The 14,596-nt window shown below is 73.1% G+C and carries 11 protein-coding genes; 5 read left to right on the top strand and 6 right to left on the bottom strand.

Translation table 11 applies throughout. The annotated features are described in order from the left end of the window. Positions 1-390: 390 nt before the first annotated feature. The 3 genes from BJY14_RS02220 to BJY14_RS02210 all read right to left on the bottom strand — a co-directional run bounded on the left by BJY14_RS02220 (position 391) and on the right by BJY14_RS02210 (position 3,594). Positions 391-1,305 carry a LacI family DNA-binding transcriptional regulator gene (locus tag BJY14_RS02220; protein ID WP_179842040.1) on the bottom strand — a complete coding sequence of 305 codons (915 nt, stop codon included), beginning with the start codon at positions 1,303-1,305 and terminating at the stop codon, positions 391-393. A gap of 73 nt (positions 1,306-1,378) precedes the next feature. Next, complete coding sequence (locus BJY14_RS02215) at positions 1,379-2,731, bottom strand: phytase (RefSeq protein WP_179842039.1); 1,353 nt, start codon at positions 2,729-2,731, stop codon at positions 1,379-1,381. A 125-nt stretch (positions 2,732-2,856) separates the two neighbouring features. Continuing rightward, positions 2,857-3,594, bottom strand: a complete 738-nt coding sequence (locus BJY14_RS02210) for a GntR family transcriptional regulator (protein WP_312878913.1) — start codon at positions 3,592-3,594, stop codon at positions 2,857-2,859. A 164-nt stretch (positions 3,595-3,758) separates the two neighbouring features. Between BJY14_RS02210 and BJY14_RS02205 the strand changes: the two genes are divergently transcribed. The 5 genes from BJY14_RS02205 (at position 3,759) to BJY14_RS02185 (ending at position 10,001) form a co-directional block, all read left to right on the top strand. Then, positions 3,759-4,640: a TIM barrel protein gene (locus BJY14_RS02205; protein ID WP_179842038.1), complete on the top strand. Its 882-nt coding sequence runs from the start codon at positions 3,759-3,761 to the stop codon at positions 4,638-4,640. Further along, positions 4,637-5,596, top strand: a complete 960-nt coding sequence (gene iolC, locus BJY14_RS02200) for a 5-dehydro-2-deoxygluconokinase (protein ID WP_179842037.1) — start codon at positions 4,637-4,639, stop codon at positions 5,594-5,596. Before BJY14_RS02205 ends, iolC begins: the two co-directional genes overlap by 4 nt. Further along, positions 5,593-6,501 carry a Cgl0159 family (beta/alpha)8-fold protein gene (locus BJY14_RS02195; RefSeq protein WP_312878912.1) on the top strand — a complete coding sequence of 303 codons (909 nt, stop codon included), beginning with the start codon at positions 5,593-5,595 and terminating at the stop codon, positions 6,499-6,501. Before iolC ends, BJY14_RS02195 begins: the two co-directional genes overlap by 4 nt. Before the next feature lie 142 nt (positions 6,502-6,643). Next, entirely contained in the window at positions 6,644-8,494 is a 1,851-nt protein-coding gene (gene iolD / locus BJY14_RS02190) for a 3D-(3,5/4)-trihydroxycyclohexane-1,2-dione acylhydrolase (decyclizing) (RefSeq protein ID WP_179842036.1), read from the top strand. A 10-nt stretch (positions 8,495-8,504) separates the two neighbouring features. Then, complete coding sequence (locus BJY14_RS02185) at positions 8,505-10,001, top strand: CoA-acylating methylmalonate-semialdehyde dehydrogenase (protein ID WP_179842035.1); 1,497 nt, start codon at positions 8,505-8,507, stop codon at positions 9,999-10,001. On the opposite strand, the gene BJY14_RS02180 is transcribed toward BJY14_RS02185, so the two are convergent. Genes BJY14_RS02180 through BJY14_RS02170 form a run of 3 tightly spaced genes read right to left on the bottom strand, consistent with a single transcriptional unit; the run spans position 9,975 to position 14,586 of the window. Next, complete coding sequence (locus tag BJY14_RS02180) at positions 9,975-10,625, bottom strand: isochorismatase family protein (protein ID WP_179842034.1); 651 nt, start codon at positions 10,623-10,625, stop codon at positions 9,975-9,977. The two genes, BJY14_RS02185 and BJY14_RS02180, sit on opposite strands and share 27 nt — an antisense overlap. Then, the gene (locus BJY14_RS02175) at positions 10,622-12,523 is read right to left on the bottom strand and encodes a hydantoinase B/oxoprolinase family protein (protein WP_179842033.1); all 1,902 of its coding nucleotides are present in this window, start codon (positions 12,521-12,523) and stop codon (positions 10,622-10,624) included. The genes BJY14_RS02180 and BJY14_RS02175 overlap by 4 nt, the downstream gene beginning before the upstream one ends. Further along, complete coding sequence (locus tag BJY14_RS02170; RefSeq protein WP_179842032.1) at positions 12,523-14,586, bottom strand: hydantoinase/oxoprolinase family protein; 2,064 nt, start codon at positions 14,584-14,586, stop codon at positions 12,523-12,525. Before BJY14_RS02170 ends, BJY14_RS02175 begins: the two co-directional genes overlap by 1 nt. Between the last annotated feature and the right edge of the window lie 10 nt (positions 14,587-14,596).

The raw sequence follows: 14,596 nt of genomic DNA, 5'->3' as shown, positions 1-14,596 counted from the left end.
CCCATGTCCCGTCCGATCGGATGGCGAGTTCATCTGATGGACCGGCGGCGGACACCGGTTGTTCATCTGCTCGTCATCTTGGTGTGGTTCGGGCCACATTTGTAGCCCGGGCCGGAACGGCAGTCAAGACTTTGTTCTTACATCTTGACGTTCTTACTTGGACTGGCGTCTTGCCGTACCGGCCCGTCAACTGGGCGGAGCTGGGGAAACGCCGGCACACGGCTCGGCTCCGACGGCCGCGTGCGGCCAAAACCGGTGCGCGAGCACGCGAATCCGTGTACCGCGGGCATGCGTGAAGGGCGTGCGGCGCACCCGGCCGGAGCCGGGAGGGCACGCCTGCGGGCGTCGCTTCCGGGGCCTGGAGGGCCGCCGCCGACGCCGGGAAGCGGGTTACCGGACGGTGCCGCGCTCGTTCAGGAGCGGCGGGACGGTGACGCGCCGCGCCGTCGACCGCGCCCCCTCGCCGATCCGTTCCAGCAGGAGCGCCGCGGCCTCGCGGCCCAGCTCCGCGGGCGGTGAGGCGATCGTCGTGACTGCCTCGGCCCGCGCTCCCGGCGGGTCGCCGTGGACGATCAGCGAGACGTCTTCTGGCACGCGCTTGCCCGCGCGCAGCAGCGCGATGAGCGCGCCGGTGCCCGTGGTGTCGCCGAGTGCGAGGACGGCCGTCGGCGGCGCGGGCGCCCGCCACAGCTCGTCCGGGCCGGCGGCGACGTCCGGGCACGCGCGGCGCAGCGGCGAGGGGCGCGGGCCGAGGTCGAGGCAGGCGACGCGGTGGTGCCCGAGGTCCGCCAGGTGCCCGAGCGCCCGCGCGACGGCCGCGGCGCCGTCGCCGGTCACGCAGTCGACGCGGTCGGAGCGGACGGAGCGCCCGACCACGGTCACGGCGCATCTGGCCGCGGCGCGCTCGATGTCGGCGGCGGCCAGCTTCGGCCCGGCCAGGACGACACCGTCCGGGCGCAGGTCGAGCAGGTCGTCCAGGGCGGCCCGCTCGCGTGCCGGGCTGCCGCGCCCGGTGGCCAGCAGCAGCCGGACGCCGCGCCGGGCGGCCTCGTCGGCCAGCCCGTCGTGGACCGCGGAGGACCAGGGGTCGTGGAGATCGGAGAGGAGCACGCCGATCATGCCCGTCCGTCCGGCCGCGAGGCTCCGCGCCATCATGTTGGGCCGGTAGCCGAGTTCCCGGGCCGCCCGGAGCACCGCCTCGCGGCGCTCCTTGCCGACCTTGGGGGAGCCGCGCATCACCAGCGACACGAGCGCGCGCGACACTCCGGCGCGCGCCGCCACGTCCTCCAGGGTCGGATGGGCCATGCGGTGTTCTCCCCGGGTACGGCGAGTCGCCGCCATGGGGCATGGCGGCGACTCGCGTCGGTGCGGTTCGTCGCTAGTCGCGCGGATCCCAGTCGCCGGGCGTGACGTCCAGGTCGAGCGGGTCCGCCACATCCTCCCAGTCGACCAGCTTGAAGTTGGTGTTCTCCCTGACCTCGCCGTTCCCGTCGGTGACCACGGGGGTGTTGACACCGTCGTGGACGACGAGGAGGCCCTTGCCGAACCCTCCGACGGGGGCGCTGGTCACCATCGCCCCGTCACAGACCTCCGAGCCGTCGACCGTGGCGCCGGGGGCGACGCGGAAGTGGCCGAGGTACCGGCGCGGGTCCTGGCGGTCGTAGACCACGAAGGTGTCGTCGCCCTGGCTGGAGGCGAGCAGGTAGCCCTCACCGTCGTCCTGCCGGTAGATGGACAGGCCCTCGGCGTCGGCGGTGAGGTGCGTGCCTCCGGCGCCGGGGTCGGGTCCGCTCGGGGCGCACTCCTCGGTCTCGGGGTCGTAGGAGGCGGGGACGCCGTACTCCCTGACCTTGTCGACGAGCTGCGGCGAGCCGCCGCCCAGCGGGATGCGCCAGATGCCGACGTCCTCCTGGGCGGCGAAGAGCACCCCGTTCTCGGGATCGGCGACCATGCCCTCGACCTGCGGTCCCTCGCCGGGGTCCTCGCACGGAGCCCAGGTGCCGCCGCCCGGCAGCGCGAACGAGGTGGGCAGGTCGACGTCGCGGACGTGCCGGTAGGTGATGGTGCCCGCGGCGGTGGCCTCCAGCCGGACGGTGCCGATCCGTGAGGTGTGCCGGCGGCTCAGCGCGACGTAGGAGGTGCCGCGGGAGTCCTTCCAGGACGCCAGCCCGTACGCCGTCGCCTGCTCGTTGATCTCGTCGAGGGAGGACGAGAAGACGGGCGGGGCGGCGGGGTCGGTGACGTCGGTGAGCGGGGCCCGGTGGGCCTCGGCCTTCGCGGGGTCGATCGCGTAGGCGCGGACGGTGTCGCGGCCGCGGTCGGACACGACGGCCAGGTCGACCTTGCGGCGGCCGAGCTGGAAGCCGTAGATCAGGTCGACGTTGTTGAACCGTCCGGGCTCGTCGCCGGGCCGGGGCGGGGTGGGGGCGGCGAGCCGCTGGATCTGCCGGCCGGCGGCGTCGTACACCGCGAGGCCGCCCTGCTTCAGGGTCGCGACGATCAGGTCGCCGTCGCGGTCGTCCGGGTGGCTCCAGATGGCCGGGTCGTCGGCGTTGGCGTTGCCGCCCGCGTCGTCGTCGAGGTTCGCGGGCGTCTCCAGCGCGGCGCGGACCTGGGCGAGCTCGTCGCCGTCGGCGGCCGCGGGGACCGCCGACAGGAAGGCCGCGGCGAGCGCGGCGGTCGTCGCCGCGGCCGCCAGGCGGGCGCCCTGGGGGGTGGGTCGCAACTGCATCGGGTTCCTCCTGATGCGTGGGGGATGCCTGAACGGTAGGCATTAGAGCGCTCTAATTCAATAGAGCGCTCTAATTGATCAAGAGATTTCACCGGGCGTTGGCCGGCCGGGCCCCGGCGGGCCCGCTAGCGCTCGACGAGGGTGAGGGCGAAGGAGTACCGGTCGGCGCGGTAGACGTGGCAGCCGTACTCGATCGCGCCGCCCTTGTCGTCGTAGGCGGTGCGGGTCATGGTCAGCAGCGGGACGCCGCGCCGCTCGTCCAGCAGCCGGGCCTCGGCCGCCGTCGCGCCGCGGGCGCCGATCGTCTGGTTCGCGATGCGCAGGTTGATGCCGGTCGCGCGCAGCAGCTCGTACAGGCCGTGCTCGGCGAGGTCGGCCTCGGTGATCGCGAGCAGGTCGAGCGGCAGGTAGTTGGTGAGCAGGGCGAGGGGCTCGTCGCCGGTGAACCGGAGGCGGCGCATCCGGACGACCTCGGCGCCGGGCGTGACGCCGAGCTCCTTGGCCACCTGGTCCTCGGCGGGGACGGGGCCGAGCTCCAGGACCTCGGTGCGGGGCTCGCGCCCGGCGGCCGCCAGGTCGTCGTGCAGGCTGGTCAGCTCGATCGGGCGGCGGATCTCCGACTGCACCACCTGCGTGCCGACGCCGCGCTTGCGCACCAGCAGCCCCCGGTCCACCAGGTGCTGGATCGCCTGCCGGACGGTCGGGCGCGACAGCCCGCACCGGTCGGCCAGCTCGACCTCGTTCTCCAGGCGGGTGCCGGGGGACAGCTCGCCCTCCCGTATCGCGGCCTCCAGCTGCTGTGCGAGCTGGTAGTACAGCGGGACGGGGCTGCTGCGGTCCACGGTCACGCGCGGTCGGTACACCCGGCGCCTCCTCTCGTCGGGACGATCGTACCCGCCGCCGTCGGTTAGCTTATTACCTCATAATGTCATAACAAACTATTGACATTGCTTCCCGCCCTTCAGCAGACTCGGCGAGGCCGATGCCGAGTACGGAGCCGGGCGCGTCCCAGGGAGATGGTGAGCCGATGATCAACGACCGCGTCGCGGGAGCCCCGATCTCGTGGGGGGTGTGCGAGGTGCCCGGCTGGGGGCACCAGATGGACCCCGGACGGGTGCTGGCGGAGATGCGCGACCTCGGACTGGCCGCCACGGAGTTCGGGCCGGACGGCTTCCTGCCGGCCGGGGCCGCGGAGCGCGCCGCCCTGCTGGCCGAGTACGGGCTGCGCCCGGTGGGCGGCTTCGCGCCCGTCGTGCTGCACGACCCGGACCGCGATCCGCTGCCCGAGATCCGGCGGATCCTGGCCGGCTTCGACATGGAACGCTCCAAGTCGGAGCCGACGCTGGTGCTGGCCGCCGTGCACGGGCTGGAGGGCTACGACCGGCGCCCCACCCTCGACACCGTCGGCTGGACGGCGCTGCTCACCAACCTCGAACGGATCGCCTCGCTGGCCGGGGAGGTGGGCGCGCGGGCCGTGCTCCACCCGCACGTGGGAACCATGGTGGAACGGTCCAACGAGGTGCGGCGCGTCCTCGACGGGTCGGACGTGCCGCTGTGCCTGGACACCGGCCACCTGCTGATCGGCGGCACCGACCCGGTCGAGCTGGCGGCGGGCGCCGCCGGGCGGATCGCGCACGTCCACCTCAAGGACGTCGACGCCGCACTCGCCGAGAGCGTCAGGGACGGCCGGACGCCCTACACCGAGGCCGTCCGCACCGGCCTCTACCGCCCGCTCGGCGCGGGGGACGTCGACATCGCCGCCATCATCGGCTCCCTCGAAGGGGCCGGGTACGACGGCTGGTACGTGCTGGAACAGGACACCGTCCTCGACCGCGAACCCGCCCCCGGCGCCGGCCCGCTGGCCGACGTCCGCGCCTGCGTCGAGTACCTCGCGGGGATCGGCGCATGAGCGGCCCCGCGTCCTTCGACGTCATCACCATGGGCCGCGTCGGCGTCGACCTCTACCCGCTCACCTCCGGTGTCGCGCTGGACGAGGTCGACACGTTCGCGCGGTTCCTCGGCGGCAGCGCCACCAACGTCGCGGTCGCCGCCGCCCGGCACGGCCGCCGCACGGCCGTGATCACCCGGACCGGCGCCGACCCGTTCGGCCGCTTCGTCCGCCGGGCGCTCGCCGAATACGGGGTGGACGACCGGTACGTCGCCGACGTCCCGGGCCTGCCGACCCCGGTCACCTTCTGCGAGCTGTTCCCGCCCGACGACTTCCCGCTGTACTTCTACCGCTTCCCGAAGGCGCCCGACCTGGAGATCCGGGCGGACGAGCTGGACCGGTCGGCGATCGAGGGCGCCGGGGTGCTGTGGGCCACGATGACGGGCCTGTGCGCCGAACCGTCCCGGACGGCCACGCTGGCCGCGCTGGGCGCGCGCCGCCGGGCCGCTCTCACCGTCCTCGACCTCGACCACCGGCCCATGTTCTGGGAGTCGCGGGACGAGGCGCGGCGCTGGGCGGGCGAGGCCCTCGAACACGCCACCGTCGCGGTCGGGAACGTCGCCGAATGCGAGGTGGCCGTGGGGGAGGGCGACCCCCACCGGGCCGCCCGCGCGCTGCTCGACCGGGGCGTCCGGCTCGCCGTCGTCAAGCGCGGACCGGACGGCGTCCTCGCCGTCGACGCCGAGGGCCGGACCGCCGAGGCGCCGCCGGTGCCGGTCGAGGTCGTCAACGGCCTCGGCGCGGGCGACGCGTTCGGCGGAGCCCTCTGCCACGGGCTGCTGTCGGGCTGGGACCTGCCGCGCGTCCTCGGCTTCGCCAACGCGGCGGGCGCGATCGTCGCGTCCCGGCTGGCGTGCTCGGCGGCGATGCCCTCCACCGGCGAGGTGCTGGCACTGGCCGGGCAGGTGGCCGCATGACTCTCGGCATTCCGGTGTCGCCCGCCGACGCGCGGGCGGAGAGGATCGCGGCGCTGACCGAGACGCGGGTGATGCGTCCGGAGGCGGTCGCCGAGGCGGCGGAACGCAGGACCAGGCAGGTCTCGCTGGTCGGGGAGTCAGGGCGGTTGATGCTGCTGGCCGCCGATCATCCGGCGCGTGGCGCCCTGGCGGCCGGTGGCGATCCACTGGCGATGGGCGATCGGGGTGAGCTGCTGGACCGGTTGTGCGTCGCCTTGGAGCGGCCGGGTGTGGACGGCGTGATGGGCACGGCGGACATTATCGAGGATCTGCTGCTGCTGGGCGTGCTGGAGGGCAAGGTCGTGATCGGTTCGATGAACCGGGGTGGCCTGGCGGGTTCGGCGTTCGAGATCGATGACCGTTTCACGGCCTACGGCGCGGATGCGATCGCGGCGTCGGGGTTGGACGGTGGCAAGATGCTGGTGCGGGTGGACGATGACGACCCGGCGACCGTGCGCACGTTGGAGGCGTGTGCTCGGGCGGTGTCGGAGCTGGCCGGGCATGGGCTGATGGCGATGGTGGAGCCGTTCATCTCCCGGCGGGTGGAGGGGCGGGTCCGCAATGACCTGTCGCCGGAGGCGATGACGCGTGCGGTCGCGATCGCTTCGGGGTTGGGGACGACGTCGGCGTACACGTGGTTGAAGGTGCCGGTGGTGGCGGACATGGAGCGGGTGATGGCCGCGTCCACGCTGCCCGCGCTGCTGCTGGGCGGTGAGGTGGCGGCCGATCAGGGTGCGGCGCGTGAGGGGTGGCGGCGTGCGTTGCGGTCGCCGACCGTGCGGGGTCTGGTGGTGGGCCGGTCCCTGCTGTATCCGCCGGACGGCGACGTCGCCGGCGCCGTCGACGCCGCGGTGGAACTGCTGTGAACGTGGTGGCCGGGCCGTCGCCGGAGCGCGCGTGGCGCATCTGCGACGACCCGGAGCACACCTGGACCCGGAAGAGCCGGGGAGGGCGGCCGGTCGGTTCGCGGCCGCCCCTGCCCTGGGCACGCGGTGTGGAGGAGCGGTCATGAGGTTGACGGTGGCGCAGGCGCTGGTGCGTTTCCTGTCGGTGCAGTACAGCGAGCGGGATGGTGTGGAGCGGCGGTTCTTCGCTGGGTGTTTCGGGATTTTCGGGCATGGCAATGTGGCCGGGATGGGGCAGGCGCTGCTGGAGCACGGCGGTGAGTTGCCGTATTTGATGGCGCGTAATGAGCAGGCGATGGTGCATGCGGCTGCTGGGTTCGCGCGGATGAGTGATCGGTTGTCGGCGTTGGCGTGTACGACGTCGATCGGGCCGGGTGCGACGAACATGGTGACGGGTGCGGCGCTGGCGACGGTGAACCGGTTGCCGGTGCTGCTGCTGCCGGGTGACGTCTTCGCGACGCGTGCGGCCAATCCGGTGTTGCAGGAGTTGGAGGACGCCCGCTCGTATGACGTGTCGGTGAACGACTGCTTCAGGCCGGTGTCGAGGTACTGGGATCGGATCAATCGTGCCGAGCAGTTGCCGGGGGCGTTGCTGGCGGCGATGCGGGTGCTGACCGATCCGGCCGAGACGGGTGCGGTGACGTTGGCGTTGCCGCAGGATGTGCAGGCCGAGGCGTTCGATTGGCCGGAGGAGTTGTTCGCGCGGCGGGTGTGGCGGGTCGGGCGTCCGGTGCCCGAGCCGGCGGCGTTGGAGGAGGCGTCGGCGCTGTTGGGCGGGGCGGAGCGTCCGTTGATCGTGGCGGGCGGCGGGGTCATCTATTCGGGGGCCACCGAGGAGTTGCGCGCTCTGGCCGAGCGGACGGGGATCCCGGTCGCTGAGACCCAGGCGGGCAAGGGTGCGCTGGCGTGGGATCACCCATCGTCGGTGGGTGCGGTCGGTGCTACGGGGACCACGGCGGCCAACGCGCTGGCGCGCCAGGCCGATGTGGTGGTGGGGATCGGTACCCGCTACAGCGATTTCACCACCGCCTCCCATAGCTTGTTCGCCGATCCTGGGGTGCGGTTCGTCAACATCAATGTCGCCCGTGCTGACGCGGTCAAGCTCGGGGGAGTGTCGGTGGTGGCCGACGCCCGGGAAGCGATCCGCGCACTGGACGAGGCGCTGGACGGTTGGTCGGTGCCGGACTCCTACCGCGTCGAGGCGCGCGAGCGGACGGAGCAGTGGAACGGTGTCGTCGACGCCGCGTTCGGGGAGCGGCACGGCACGCCGCCGGCGCAGTCGGAGATCATCGGGATCGTCAACGCCGAGGCCGGTCCGCGGGACGTGGTGGTGTGCGCGGCCGGGTCGATGCCCGGGGACCTGCACAAGCTGTGGCGGGCCCGCGACCCCAAGGGCTACCACGTCGAGTACGGCTACTCGTGCATGGGATATGAGATCGCCGGGGGTCTGGGCGTGAAGATGGCCGCGCCCGACCGGGAGGTGTTCGTCCTGGTCGGCGACGGCTCCTATCTGATGATGGCCCAGGAACTCACCACCGCCGTCGCCGAAGGGATCAAACTCGTCGTCGTGCTGGTCCAGAACCACGGCTACGCCTCCATCGGCAACCTGTCCGAATCGGTCGGCGCGCAGCGGTTCGGCACCCGCCACCGCCTGCGCACCCCCACCGGCCTGGACGGCGACCCCATCCCGGTCGACCTGGCCGCCAACGCCGCCAGCCTCGGCGCCGACGTCATCCGCGCGGAAGGCGCCGACGGCTTCAGGAAGGCGCTCCGCCAGGCGATCGCGTCGCCCCGCACGACGGTCGTGCACGTGGAGACCGACCCCCTCGCCGCGGGCCCGGACAGCGAGGCGTGGTGGGACGTCCCGGTCGCCGAGGTCTCCGAACTGGACGACACGCGGCAGGCACGCGCCCACTACGACGACAGCAAGAAGACCCAGCGCCGTTACCTCTGAAAGGAAACCGATGCGTTCTATCCAGCACTGGATCGGTGGTGTCCCGGTGGGTGGGAGCACCTCGGCGGCCGTCCACGACCCGGCGACCGGTCTGCAGTCGGGCGAGGTCGTCCTCGGTCGGCGCGCCGAGGCGGACCTGGCGGTGGGGACCGCGGCCCGGGCGTTCGAGTCGTGGTCCGAGGTGTCGCTGAGCCGGCGGGCGCAGATCATGTTCGCGCTGCGCGACCTGCTGGCACGGCACGAGGACGAGCTGGCCCGCCTCGTCACCGCCGAGCACGGCAAGGTCCTGGACGACGCGCGCGGAGAGGTCGTGCGGGGACGGGAGGTCGTCGAGTTCGCCTGCGGGATCGCGCAGGTGCTCAAGGGCGAGTACTCCGACCAGGTGTCGACCGGGGTGGACGCGTTCTCGTTCCGGCAGCCGCTCGGCGTGTGCGCGGGGATCGTCCCGTTCAACTTCCCGGTGATGGTCCCGCTGTGGATGCACCCGATCGCCATCGCGTGCGGCAACACGTTCGTGCTGAAGCCGAGCGAGCGGGTGCCCTCGGCGTCCAACCTGGTCGCCGAGCTGTACGCGCAGGCCGGGCTGCCGGACGGGGTGTTCAACGTGCTGCACGGCGACCGCGAGACCGCCGACGCCCTGATCACGCATCCCGGAGTGGCGGCGGTGTCGTTCGTCGGGTCCACGCCCGTCGCGCGGCACGTCCACGAGGCGGCGAGCACGGCCGGAAAGCGGGTGCAGGCCCTCGGCGGCGCGAAGAACCACGCCGTGGTCCTGCCCGACGCCGACCTCGACCTGGCCGCGGACCAGATCACGGCGGCGGCGTACGGATCGGCGGGCCAGCGCTGCATGGCCGTCTCGGTCGCGGTCGCGGTGGGGTCCGCCGCCGACCCGCTGGTCGAGCGGCTCGCCGACCGGGCCCGCGCGATCAGGGTCGGGCCGGGCACCGACCCGGCGAGCGAGATGGGGCCGCTGATCAGCGAGGCGGCGCTCGAGCGCGTCACCGGCCATGTCGAGGACGCCGAGCGGGCGGGCGCGAAGCTCGTCGTGGACGGGCGCGGCGCGGCCGGCCCCGGATTCTTCCTCGGCCCCTGCCTGCTGGACGGCGTCGCCACCGGCATGGTGGCCTACCAGGAGGAGATCTTCGGACCGGTCCTGCTGGTGCTGCGCGCCGAGACCCTCGACGAGGCGATCGAGCTGATCAACGCCAACCCCTATGGCAACGGGACGGCGCTCTTCACCTCCTCCGGGGAGGCGGCGCGGCGCTTCCAGCGCGCCGTGCACGTCGGGATGATCGGAGTGAACGTCCCCATCCCGGTTCCGATGGCGTTCTACTCCTTCGGCGGATGGAAGTCGTCCCTGTTCGGTGACACCCACGTCCACGGGGCCGAAGGGGTGCGCTTCTACACGCGCGCCAAGGCCGTCACCTCCCGGTGGCCCGCCCCCGCCGTGGCCGACGGGACGTCGTCCTCGCCACCCTCCTCAATGGCCTTCCCCACGGCCCGGTGAGAACCCGCGCACGGTGCTGAGGGCCTCGTCGAGGGACAGGACGTCGGCGTACTTGGCGCCCAGGTCCAGCAGGTTCGCCTCGTGCAGGCGGCGGTCCCGGTCGCCGCAGGCCTCGTCCACCACCAGCGGCCGGAACCCGTGCTGCAGCGCGTCGGTGGCGGTGGCGCGGATGCAGCCGCTGGTGGTGAGGCCGCAGATCAGCACGGTGTCGATGCCGGACGCGGTCAGGGTGGCCGCCAGCGACGTGCCGTGGAACGCGCTGGCGTACTGCTTGGTGACCACGGTCTCGCCGGGACGGGGGGCGGCCCCCTCGGCGAAGTCGCCGAGGGGGCTCCCTTCCTCGAACACGCGGAGCGCGGGGATCTTGAGGCGGAACAGGCCGCCGTCCGCGCCTCCCGGCCGGTACGCCACGCGGGTGAACAGCACGGGCAGCCCGGCCGTCCGGCCCGCGCCGACCAGCGCCGCGGCGGCGGCCACCGCGTCCTCGACGGGGGCGCGCAGCGGCGACCCGTCCACCAGGTAGGCGCGGACGACGTCCACCGCCAGCACCGCCGGCGACCGGCCGCAGCCGAGGCCGCGGCCGAATCCCGAGGCCCGGTAGCCGGCGGCGAGGTCATCGCTCACCGGCGGTCCCTCAGCGCGGCGGCGGACCGGACGTCGACCGGCGGGCGCGGCGCGGGAAGGCCCGTCTCCTCCTCGCAGCGGGCGAGGATCTCCTCCAGCGGCGGGCCCATGTCGAACACCGGGATCTCCGTGCGGTCCGCGGCCATCCTCTCCCGCAGCAGCCCGGTGGCCTCCTCGTCGACGGCGCCCTCCGCGGTGCAGACGACGCCGTAGCCGTCGCGGGCGCCGTCCGCGGTGACCAGGCCCCGCAGGACCTCCAGCGCGACCAGCCCGGCGGGACGGGCGAGCGGATCGCCCCACCCGCCGCCGCCCCAGGTCACGAAGTGCAGGACGTCCCCGGGCCCGACCGGGACGTCATGGATCTTGCTGGGCAGCACCTCCCGGGTGCCGTCCGCCCGGTCGATCCACTTGCGGCCCCGCTCGCCCGGGCGCCCCCCGTTCACCCCCCACGGGTAGGTGAGCCAGCGGTCGTCGTGGATCGCGATCGTGCCGGGCTCCTCGAAGCGGTACGCGACGTCGACGCCGTTGCCGCCCCGGTGCAGGCCCGCGCCGCCGGAGTCGGCGATCGTCTCCCACCGCTCGACGCGCAGCGGGTAGTACGACTCCAGGTACTCGCAGGGGATGTTCACGAACGACGGCCACAGCGAATGCCCGTCCGGGCCGTCCCCGACGGGGCGTCCCGGCACGCCGCCGAACCCGATCGAGTACAGCTGGAACCACTCGCCCTCGCGCGGCCCCGAGCCGTAGTGGCCCGAGTACATGAAGTGCGGCGAGGACGAGAAGCCGGCCGCGTTGAGGATCTCCGGGTTGGTCTGGCCGAGCAGCCCGCCGAACAGGTCGAACACCCGGCCGATGCCGTGGTTGCGGGCGTTCAGCGCCGCGGGGCGGCGCGGCTTCCAGAACGAGTCCTCGGGGATCGTCACGTCGATCAGCGGGTAGAAGCCGTCGTTCCAGAGGATCTGCGGATCCGCGACGGTGATCACGTAGATCCCGAAGAACATCCGGACGAGGTTCTCGTTGATGAAGTAGTTCACCGGCCCGACGGCCTGCGGCGCCGCGTGCGAGAAGTCCAGATGGATCTTCTCTCCGGTCCGGGTGAGGGAGATCTTCAGTTCGTACGGGCCGTACCCGCAGCCGTCGTCGCAGATGTAGTCGGCGAACTCCAGCGTCCGGCCGTCCTCGAAGAGGGTGGCCAGCAGGACCTTCATGGCCTGGTAGTTGCGGTCGAGCAGGGCGTCCAGCGCGGACAGGTAGGTCTCGACGCCGAACCGGGCGCACAGCTCGGAGACCCGCCGGGCGGCCGTGGTGCACGCGGCGGTCAGGCCGTTCAGGTCGGCCCGGTTCCAGTCGGGCATGCGCACCTGGTTGAGGATGATGCGCAGCGCCGGCTCGTTCAGCACGCCGCCCTCGTACAGCTTGAACGGCGGGACGACCACGCCCTCCTCGTAGATGGTGCGGGCGTCGGCGGGCATCGAGCAGGGCGTCTTGCCGCCCACGTCCGACATGTGCCCGAACATCGAGGACCAGCCGACCAGCCGGCCCTCGTGGAAGATCGGCACCACCAGCAGCCAGTCGTTGGCGTGGCTGATCGCCGCGCCGCACGCGTACGGGTCGGACGTCATCAGGATGTCGCCCTCGCCGATCGTGCCGTCGAAGTTCTCCAGGAAGTCGGGGACCGAGAGCCCGAACTGGCCGACGACCATCTTGCCCGACGGATCGGCGATCAGCGGGAACTCGTCGTGCTGCTCGCGGATGCCCGGGGACAGCGCGGTGCGGAACAGCACCTCGTCCATCTCCTGGCGGGCGTTGCGCAGCGCGTTCTCGATGATGTCCAGGGTCACCGGGTCGACGTCGACGCGGCCGACGGGCGCGGTCTCGGTCTGCAGGATCTCGGCCATCAGCCCTCCTCGTTCATGGGACGGATCAGCAGGCTGCCGCTCGGGTGCACGGTCGCGGCGTGCCCGGCCAGCACGAGCGTGGTGGAGTCCATCTCGACCACCACGGCCGGTCCGGCCACGACGTCACCGGACAGCAGCCGGGAACGGTCGTAGATGCGGGCGGACGTCGTGGCGCCGTCCATCCACACCTCGGTCTCGCGGACGAGCGCGGCGGACGGGTCGCCCGACCCCTCCGGCAGGACGCGCCACGCGACCTCCGGACGCGGCCCGCTCACCGTGACCCGCAGGTTGATGACCTCGCGCTCGTTGTCGAGCAGGAAGGAGAACAGCCGCTCGTGCTCGGCGTCGAACGCGGCGCCCAGCCCGGCCAGCAGGTCGCCGTCGACGGTGGCGCGGTCCACCTCGACCGGGATCTCGAAGCCCTGCCCGTGGTAGCGCAGGTCGATCTGGTAGGTCGCGGTCTGGCTCGCGCGCGGCACGCCCTCCGCCTCCAGCCGCCCGGCGGCGGCGTCGGCCAGTTCGGCGAGCGCGGTGCGCAGCTCGTCGTCGTCGAGGGTGGAGAAGCGGCGCACCATGGTGCGGGCGCTCTCATCGCGCGGGCAGGTGGTCGCGTCCCCGTAGGCGCACAGGACGCCCGGCGACGGCGGCACGATCACCGGCCAGGAGCCGGTCAGCCGGCCGAGCGCGTTGGCGTGCAGCGGCCCCGCGCCGCCGAACGACATCAGCGCGAAGTCGCGGGGGTCGTAGCCCTGCCGGACGCTGATCAGGCGGAGCGCGCCGAGCATGTTCTCGTTGACGATGTCGATCACGCCGGCGGCGGCCGCCTCGACGCTCGGCAGGCCCATCGCGTCGGCGATGGAGCGCATCGCCTTGCGGGCGGCCTCGGCGTCCAGCGAGATCTCCCCGCCCGCGAGCCGCGTCGGCAGGTAGCCGAGCACGACGTTGGCGTCGGTCACGGTCGGCTCGGTGCCGCCCGACCCGTAGGCGGCCGGGCCCGGGTCGGCGCCGGCCGACTGCGGGCCGACTCGCAGCGCCCTGGTCAGCTCCGGGACGTGCGCGATCGAGCCGCCGCCCGCGCCGACCGTGCGGACGTCGACGCTGGTGGCGCGGACGGTGAGGTCGCCGACGGTGGTCTCCCGGCCGATCCGGGGGCGCCCGTCGAGCACCAGCGCAACGTCGGTGGACGTGCCGCCCATGTCGAAGGTGAGGAAGTCGGGGAACCCGGCCTGCTCGGCGAACCAGACCGCCCCCGTCACCCCGCCGGCCGGGCCGGACAGCAGCAGCGACACCGGGTCCTCGGCGGCCTTGGCGGCCTTGGTCAGCCCGCCGTCGCTGCGCAGCACCGACAGCGGCGCGTCGATCCCGCTGCCGCTCAGCGACCGGTCCAGGTTGCCCACGTAGCGGGACACCTCGGGCTGGACGTAGCCGTTCGCGACGGTGGTGACGGTGCGCTCGTACTCCCGCATCTCCGGCAGGACGTGGCTGGACAGCGACACCGGCACGCCGGGCAGCTCCTCGGCGGCGAGCTCCGCCACCCGCCGCTCGTGCGCGTCGTTCGCGTAGGAGTTGATCAGCGAGACCGTCAGCGCCTCGATGCCGGCGCCGCCGAGCCGCCGCAGCTCCGCACGCGCGCGCTCCTCGTCCAGCGGGGCGACGACCGTGCCGTCCGCGGCGATCCGCCCCGGGATCTCCACGGTGTGCTCCAGCCGGGCCAGCGGCTCGGGCTTCGGCCAGATGATCCACCCGGCGAGGCCGCCGGGGACGAACGACCGGCCGATCTGCAGGACCTGCCTGAACCCCTCGGTGGTCACCAGCCCGACGCGCGCCCCGCGGCCCTGGAGGATCGCGTTGGTCGCCACGGTGGTGCCGTGCAGGACGTGCGCCACCTCGTGCATCTCGATCCCGGCGTCCCGGCACACCTTGCGGATGCCGTTGAGCACGCCCTCCGACTGGTCCGCCGGAGTGGACGCCGTCTTGGCGCGGTGGCTGACGCCGGTCCGCTCGTCGACCAGCAGCACGTCGGTGAACGTGCCGCCCACGTCGACGCCCAGTCGATATCCCATCTGCTCTCCC

Origin of the sequence: Actinomadura luteofluorescens (genome assembly GCF_013409365.1) — a bacterium.
Classification (GTDB): Bacteria; Actinomycetota; Actinomycetes; order Streptosporangiales; family Streptosporangiaceae; genus Spirillospora; species Spirillospora luteofluorescens.
This window is presented reverse-complemented; position numbering and strand designations above follow the sequence as displayed.

Coding starts and splice junctions, on each gene's coding strand:
- BJY14_RS02220 (WP_179842040.1), bottom strand. CDS start 1,305: ATGGCCCATCCGACCCTGGAGGACGTGGCGGCGCGCGCCGGAGTGTCG.
- BJY14_RS02215 (WP_179842039.1), bottom strand. CDS start 2,731: ATGCAGTTGCGACCCACCCCCCAGGGCGCCCGCCTGGCGGCCGCGGCG.
- BJY14_RS02205 (WP_179842038.1), top strand. CDS start 3,759: ATGATCAACGACCGCGTCGCGGGAGCCCCGATCTCGTGGGGGGTGTGC.
- iolC (WP_179842037.1), top strand. CDS start 4,637: ATGAGCGGCCCCGCGTCCTTCGACGTCATCACCATGGGCCGCGTCGGC.
- BJY14_RS02195 (WP_312878912.1), top strand. CDS start 5,593: ATGACTCTCGGCATTCCGGTGTCGCCCGCCGACGCGCGGGCGGAGAGG.
- iolD (WP_179842036.1), top strand. CDS start 6,644: ATGAGGTTGACGGTGGCGCAGGCGCTGGTGCGTTTCCTGTCGGTGCAG.
- BJY14_RS02185 (WP_179842035.1), top strand. CDS start 8,505: ATGCGTTCTATCCAGCACTGGATCGGTGGTGTCCCGGTGGGTGGGAGC.
- BJY14_RS02175 (WP_179842033.1), bottom strand. CDS start 12,523: ATGGCCGAGATCCTGCAGACCGAGACCGCGCCCGTCGGCCGCGTCGAC.
- BJY14_RS02170 (WP_179842032.1), bottom strand. CDS start 14,586: ATGGGATATCGACTGGGCGTCGACGTGGGCGGCACGTTCACCGACGTG.